Genomic DNA, 6,749 nt, shown 5'->3' on the forward strand with positions numbered 1-6,749 from the left:
TCCGGTTTATCTGTAGGAGCGCCGCAGGCGGCATTATTCGCTTCGCTCACCCTTCGGGCCGACTGTGGTCGTTGCTCCGCTCCTGCAGAAATAACTATTCCGGCAACTGCGACCAGAAAGCCTGAATCAATGGCTCTTCCTGCCGCCTTTCCTGCGTGAACAGACCCACCTCATAGGGCGCCAGTGCTGGCTGCACATCCAGGGGGCGGGTACGGCCGGCCAGCGGACTGTTGTCCAGCACGATTTTCGGCACGATACCCACCCCGAATCCCAGGCTGACCATGCTGACGATGGCTTCGTTGCCGCCGACTTGGGCGTAGATATGCGGCTTGACGCCCAGTTGTCGGAACCAGCGGTCCACCCTTTCTCGGGCCAGCCCCTCCTCGGAAAGAATCATGGGGACATCCTCCCAGGCTGCTTTGCTGGCGGTGCCGTTGAGGCGTTCCGCCAGCTGGGCCTGCCCGGCCTGGGCAATGAACAGTAGCGGAGAGCGGGCGATGGGGCGGAAGGCGATGCCGGCGGGCAAGTGATCCGGACGGGCGCCGATGGCGATGTCTTCTTCGCCATGCTGGATGCGCTGCACTGCCTGTGCCGGGTCACCGGTGTGCAGCTTCAGCTCAATGCGTGGGTACTGGTGGCGAAAGCTGCTGAGGATGTCGTAGAGGAAGCTGTAGCTGGCTGTCACCGAGCAGTACAGGCTCAGCTCCCCCTGTAGCACGCGCCGATCTTCCTGCAGGGCATGGCGCAGATTGTCCCAGCGCGTCAGCGTGTCGCGGGCGTATTCCTCAAAGCGAAGACCTTCACGGGTCAGGGTGACGCTGCGATTGTCACGATAGAACAGCGGCACGCCCAGCTCGTCCTCCAGTTGCTGGATGGTGCGGCTAAGCGTGGACGGGCTCACATGGCACATGGTGCTGGTGCGTCCGAAATGCAGGGTGTCCGCCAGGGTCAGGAACAGGCGCAGGGGTTTGGTATCCATAGATTGCCATATCACTTCATGTTGCATTAATCGCAATGCAATGTTTCAAATATATCATTTTACGCAATGCGGCGGATAGCCTAGAGTGGCGGCCTGTCCGGGCAGACTCCCTGAGCGTCTGCCTGCAACCGATTTCCGATATCTGAAAGAGCCAGAGCTATGAGCATGCAAGTGTATTACGACAAGGATTGCGACCTTTCCATCATCCAGGGCAAAAAAGTGGCCATCATCGGCTACGGTTCCCAGGGCCACGCCCATGCCTGCAACCTGAATGATTCCGGTGTGGACGTGACCGTCGGTCTGCGCCCCGGTTCTTCCTCCATCGCCAAGGCCGAAGCTCATGGCCTGAAAGTCAGCGACGTACCGTCCGCTGTTGCTGCAGCTGACGTGGTCATGATCCTGACGCCGGACGAGTTTCAGTCCCAGCTGTACCGTGAGGAAATCGAGCCGAACCTGAAAGAAGGCGCCACCCTGGCTTTCGCCCACGGTTTTGCCATCCACTACAACCAGATCGTGCCGCGCGCGGATCTGGACGTGATCATGATCGCTCCGAAAGCGCCGGGTCACACGGTTCGCACCGAGTTCACCAAGGGCGGCGGTATTCCTGACCTGATCGCTATCTTCCAGGACGCCTCCGGCAACGCCAAGAATGTTGCCCTGTCCTACGCTTCCGGCGTGGGTGGCGGCCGCACCGGTATCATCGAAACCACCTTCAAGGACGAGACCGAGACCGACCTGTTTGGTGAGCAGGCGGTTCTGTGTGGCGGTGCAGTCGAGCTGGTGAAAGCCGGTTTCGAGACCCTGACAGAAGCGGGTTACGCGCCGGAAATGGCCTACTTCGAGTGTCTGCACGAGCTGAAGCTGATCGTTGACCTGATGTACGAAGGCGGCATCGCCAACATGAACTACTCCATCTCCAACAATGCGGAGTACGGCGAGTACGTGACTGGCCCGGAAGTGATCAACGACGAGTCCCGTGCCGCCATGCGCAACGCCCTGAAGCGCATCCAGAGCGGTGAGTACGCCAAGCAGTTCATCTCCGAAGGTGCGCTGAACTACCCGTCCATGACGGCCGCGCGTCGTAACAACGCGGCTCATCCCATCGAACAAGTGGGTGAGAAGCTGCGTGGTATGATGCCGTGGATCCAGGCAAACCAGATCGTTGACAAGAGCAAGAACTAAGCGCTTGTCCCGATCATCAAAAAACGCGGCTTCGGCCGCGTTTTTTGTTTGCGGTCACTGAGTTAGACTAGTCACACCCAATTTGGATGGACCACCATGCAGGACAACGATAAGACAACCTCCCCGGAGCAGCCCGACACCTTTGAGGTGGTGGAGGCCGAGCATCGTACCGGCGCCCGCCACAAGGGGGTTTACCTGCTGCCCAATCTGTTTACCACTGGTGCCCTCTTTGCCGGCTTCTATGCCATCGTGGCGGCCATGAATGGTCTGTTCGAGCATGCTGCCATCGGTATCATCGTGGCCGGTATCCTGGATGGTCTGGATGGCGGGGTGGCTCGACTCACCAACACCCAGAGCAAATTTGGCGCAGAGTACGACTCTCTGTCCGACTGTGTGGCCTTCGGGGTGGCGCCGGGGCTGGTGGCCTATTCCTGGGGATTGTCCGAGCTGGGCAAGTTTGGCTGGATGGCCGCCTTTATCTATGTGGCCTGTGCCGCCTTGCGCCTGGCGCGTTTCAATGTGCAGGCTGAAAGCACCGACAAGCGCTTCTTTATCGGGCTGCCAAGCCCCACAGGGGCTGGCCTGGTGGCGACCCTGGTGTGGCTGGGGGCCAGCCGGGGCATGGACGGCAACGAGATCTCCTGGGTTGTGGCGTTGGTAGTCGCTGGCGCCGGTCTGTTGATGGTCTCTTCAGTGAAGTATCACTCCTTCAAGGAATTCCATATCGGCCGGGTTCCCTTCAAGGTGTTGCTGGGGGTGATTGTGGCGTTTGCTATCGTTTTCCTGGACCCACCGTTGGTGTTGCTGGCGGTGGCGGTCATCTATGTCGCAGCAGGGCTCATCATGAGTCTGTGGGGGTTGCGTAAACCTCGCCGCTCCTGATTTTCCGCCTTCTTCGCACTGTTTCTCTGATGCCAGCCAGCGGGCCCGTTGGTTCGCTGGTATCTCCCGCTCTTATTTCTCCCTCGTCTGCCTGTCCCCTCTCTTGGCTCTCTTGCTGTTATGGCTGTGCTAAAAGTCGCATATTTATGAAAAAATTGGCGGCTTTCCGCTCCCAGGGTTTACTCTGCTCAAATATTGTGTGATTTTGCACATTCTGTGAACCTTGTTCGCATTTGGTTGTGGTAGAGATAATTCTGATTCTTAATCAGTCGCCGGTGGTAATTACACAAAATAGTAGGCAAGCCATGCCGGTGACCATGAAAAACGATTGATACGTTTTTTGCGGCAAGGCAGCAGCGCGCCAGCGTTACGCTGCACCCAAAACAAGGAGGGGGTATGTGGGAGGCTCGATTCGCCCAGCAAGGGGTGGTCCTGGTTGTTACGCTTTTACTGCTGGTTGTACTGGCGCTCATGGGAGTATCCGCCATGCGCATGTCCATGTTCAATGCGCGTATTTCGACAGGCGCACAGCTTTCGGCGATGACCTTCCACGCGGCGGAATCATCTCTGGCCTACACCTACGATGAAGTGCTGGATACCAATTCGCCGATGTTACTGATTTTGCTTGATGGTACCCCGGTTCGTCGCTGTCAGCAGGCAGCCGCGCCTAACAGTCAGGGTGCTTGTGCCCAGGCATCTCGGTTCGACTCTCGTGGCCTGTTACAGGCTCAATCCCGCACGATACAGACTGGCGTGTCTCCTGACTTGTCATTGCTTGAAGGCGCTCAGCTCAACGGGCAGCAGTTGTTGGTGCCACACCGGATGGAAATGGCGGCAGAGGGCAAGGCACCCGACTTTCAGGTCGCCAGTTACCATGTACAGGAATTCCACGTAAAGGCCATGACAGATCCGGCCACACTCATTGCCCAGACCAAGAATAACTAGAACAGGAGGGGGGTCATGAAATCTCTAAGGACAGGATTGATTGCGCTTTGCTGCCTGCTGTGTGCGCCCGGCGTTTATGCTGACGATACTGAAATCTATCTGTCTCCCTCACTTTCGGGCGCGGATGCTCAGGTCATGGTGTTGATCGATACTTCCGGCTCCATGGTGTGGTGTGAGGATGAAGAATATAACGGCCGCTATGTGAAGGCCTGTGATGATGTGGAAAACCGCCGCATCAACCAGCTTAAGGAAGCGTTCACCAATGTGGTAGACAGTCTTGGCGGCGGTATCAGCATGGGCATTGGTCGTTACCGCCAGAATGGCAACGGCAACGGCGTGCAGGGTTCCACTGGTGGCTATGTCATGCGGGAAGTAGAGCCGCTGGATGCCCTGATCAATACCGAGGTGCGTCATGCTGTTGAGGATGAGTATGGCGACATCGTGGAAGACGGTGCCGGTAACCTTCAGGCTACCAGTGACACCATCGAATTTCCCAATGGCGGCCAGGCGGATGGTCAGGTGGGCCTGTTTTTCCCGGCGGTGGATGTCCCCCGTTATGCGGTTATCAAGGAAGCGGTACTGGAAGTTGACCCCAGTGAGGATGCCAGTGGCCTCATGAAACTGGAGGGGGCCTATGATGTGGCTGGGCTGAGTTCACCGTTCACCGCTCTCAATACTGTTTCAGATCGCAGCTGGAGTCCGGGTTATTCCTCCTCTGTAAGCGGGCAATGGGATCGGCGCGACAACCGTCAGGATGTGGATGTCACCGCATTGCTACAGGCGGCCACGTCCCGTTCCAGCTGGTGTGGCGGTCAGGGGCTTGCACTGCGTTTTCGCAGTCTTGCACCACACAATAGCCGACAGATTCATGCCTATGGTTCCCGCAATGGGAACCCCCCACGTCTGCGCGTGACTTGGGGCCAGAACGAAAATTTGACCGTGGTTGGCGGTCCGGCGGATGGGCAGGCCTACCGAGATCAGCTTTCCTGTAATCAGGGCATGGCCTATGCCATAGGTAACGGCAGTAACGATGCCTGGGAAGCTGCCGGGGGGCAGGTGACCCTGGATTCCAGCAATCTTCAGGTTGAATCTTCCCGTGTTGGGGGATTGCGATTCCCTTCCATTCCCTTCGATTCACGCTTGTCTCAGGCTCAGCCGGATGTGATCGAGAAAGCGATACTGCGTTTCAAGGGAGCCAAAGGGGCAACCCGGTTGGTTCAGGAAAAAGTGTGCCCCTATCCCTGGTGGCCAACTTATTGTCGTACTGAAACAGTGGAGAAGCCGGCCTACGGTGATGTCACTCTGACTATCCGTGCGGAAGCGGGTTCTGGAGCAGCGTTGCAGAGCAGCAACAACAATCTCGGCAATCGTTCTACCGGCTCCGCGGCAACCTACGTTACGGAAGGTGCGCAGGGTGCTTTCGACGGCAATGATGTGATTCATGAAGTGGATGTTACGGATATCGTGTCAGAGGCCATGGCCAGTAGTAACTGGCAGGCCAATGGCAGTCTGGTGTTGACGGTAACAGCAGACAAGAATGTGCGTCTGGCTGCGGTGGAGTCTGGGCAGGCTAATGCTGCCAGTCTGGTGATGACTGCCTTGAGCGCTGATCAGAGTAATTATGGCGAGCGGGTTCGTGATGAGCTGAAACGTCAGGTGAACAACATTTCCCCCAATGGCGGCACCCCATTGATGGAAGCTTATACCGAAATGGCCAAGTACATGATGGGCCAGAAAGCAGTGTTTGCCCGCGGTGAACCGGATGCGGCAGGTTTCGATCAGAGTGGTGTGTACAACACGCCTCTGGACAGCAACGCCGGGCAGTGCAGCTCCAATCATATTATTCTTATGACCGATGGCGAGCCTACTTCAGACAGGGCTTATGGCCAGGTCACGTCTACCACTGGCCAGCCGGGTGATTGCAAGGGAGGGGCGAGTGGCGCAGCGGCAAGCTTTGCCTGTATGAAGCAACTGGCTAGCTGGTTGTACGACGGAACCGAAAATACTCAGAAAAGTGCAGTCCATACCCATACGGTGGGCTTCCACTTGGACGACACGACTGCCTCGCAGCTGGCTGAAGTGGCAGACGCTGGGCAAGGTTCTGCGCTGACGGCGGCCTCGGCCACCGAATTGGAAAGTGCATTGCGGCAGATCATCAACTCCATCTCCGATGTGAACAGCACGGTGGCGGCACCAGGTGTGGCGGTAAACCAGCTCAACCGTATGCAGCATCTGGATCAGTTGTACTACGCCATTTTCGGGCCGGAAATGGACTCCCGATGGGAAGGCAACCTGAAGCGTTATCGTCTTGCCTTGGGGAATGATGCGCCGAAATTGGTGGATCAGAATGGTAATGCCGCGGTGGATCCGAATACCGGCTTTTTTATGGAAAATTCGCGGAGCTTCTGGTCTAAAGATGTGGATGGCCCTGAGGTGACTCTCGGGGGTGCCCGCAGTCTGTTGGGTGATGAAAAGCGGCGTTTGTTTGTGGCTGACGCCAGTAATGGCGATGACATCGGCAGTGCCAGCGGAACCACGGCTTCTTCAACTTCCATCCCGCTTATCCAGATGCCGGATGATCTGGAGAAGTCCGAGTATGGGTTGGATGCCAACGCAAGCGATGAACAGCGAGATCTTCTGTTCGGCAAGCTGATGACGTCCTGGGGGGACCCCCTGCACAGTGAACCGCGTCTGGTGAACTATGGTTACCAGGGTGATATTGAGAGCGCTCGCCAGGATCCAGACAAGCAGGATAATGTGC

General features: G+C 57.3%; 5 protein-coding genes (1 of these 5 only partly in view). 4 read left to right on the forward strand and 1 reads right to left on the reverse strand.

The features are described from left to right. Positions 1-94: 94 nt before the first annotated feature. A complete protein-coding gene (gene ilvY, locus KZ772_RS16560) occupies positions 95-979 on the reverse strand; it encodes an HTH-type transcriptional activator IlvY (RefSeq protein ID WP_290537557.1) in 885 nt (294 codons plus the stop codon). 165 nt (positions 980-1,144) lie between these two features. On the opposite strand from ilvY, the gene ilvC reads away from it, so the two are divergent. From ilvC to KZ772_RS16580, 4 genes are all read left to right on the forward strand, one after another. After that, entirely contained in the window at positions 1,145-2,161 is a 1,017-nt protein-coding gene (ilvC, locus tag KZ772_RS16565) for a ketol-acid reductoisomerase (RefSeq protein WP_062817668.1), read from the forward strand. 96 nt (positions 2,162-2,257) lie between these two features. Beyond that, positions 2,258-3,043, forward strand: a complete 786-nt coding sequence (gene pssA, locus KZ772_RS16570; protein ID WP_290537558.1) for a CDP-diacylglycerol--serine O-phosphatidyltransferase — start codon at positions 2,258-2,260, stop codon at positions 3,041-3,043. Between the two features lie 396 nt (positions 3,044-3,439). Continuing rightward, the gene (locus tag KZ772_RS16575; protein ID WP_290537559.1) at positions 3,440-3,988 is read left to right on the forward strand and encodes a PilX N-terminal domain-containing pilus assembly protein; all 549 of its coding nucleotides are present in this window, start codon (positions 3,440-3,442) and stop codon (positions 3,986-3,988) included. A gap of 15 nt (positions 3,989-4,003) precedes the next feature. Then, positions 4,004-6,749, forward strand: partial view of a PilC/PilY family type IV pilus protein gene (locus tag KZ772_RS16580; RefSeq protein ID WP_290537560.1) — the 5' portion only. 1,499 nt of this gene lie beyond the right edge of the window; only the first 2,746 of its 4,245 coding nucleotides appear in the window; it begins with the start codon at positions 4,004-4,006; the stop codon falls past the right edge of the window.

This window comes from Alcanivorax sp. (genome assembly GCF_019431375.1).
GTDB classification, from domain to species: Bacteria; Pseudomonadota; Gammaproteobacteria; order Pseudomonadales; family Alcanivoracaceae; genus Alcanivorax; species Alcanivorax jadensis_A.

Bases quoted from the DNA above. Each gene is read 5' to 3' on its own strand.
- ilvY (WP_290537557.1), bottom strand. From the start codon at position 979: ATGGATACCAAACCCCTGCGCCTGTTCCTGACCCTGGCGGACACCCTG.
- ilvC (WP_062817668.1), top strand. From the start codon at position 1,145: ATGCAAGTGTATTACGACAAGGATTGCGACCTTTCCATCATCCAGGGC.
- pssA (WP_290537558.1), top strand. From the start codon at position 2,258: ATGCAGGACAACGATAAGACAACCTCCCCGGAGCAGCCCGACACCTTT.
- KZ772_RS16575 (WP_290537559.1), top strand. From the start codon at position 3,440: ATGTGGGAGGCTCGATTCGCCCAGCAAGGGGTGGTCCTGGTTGTTACG.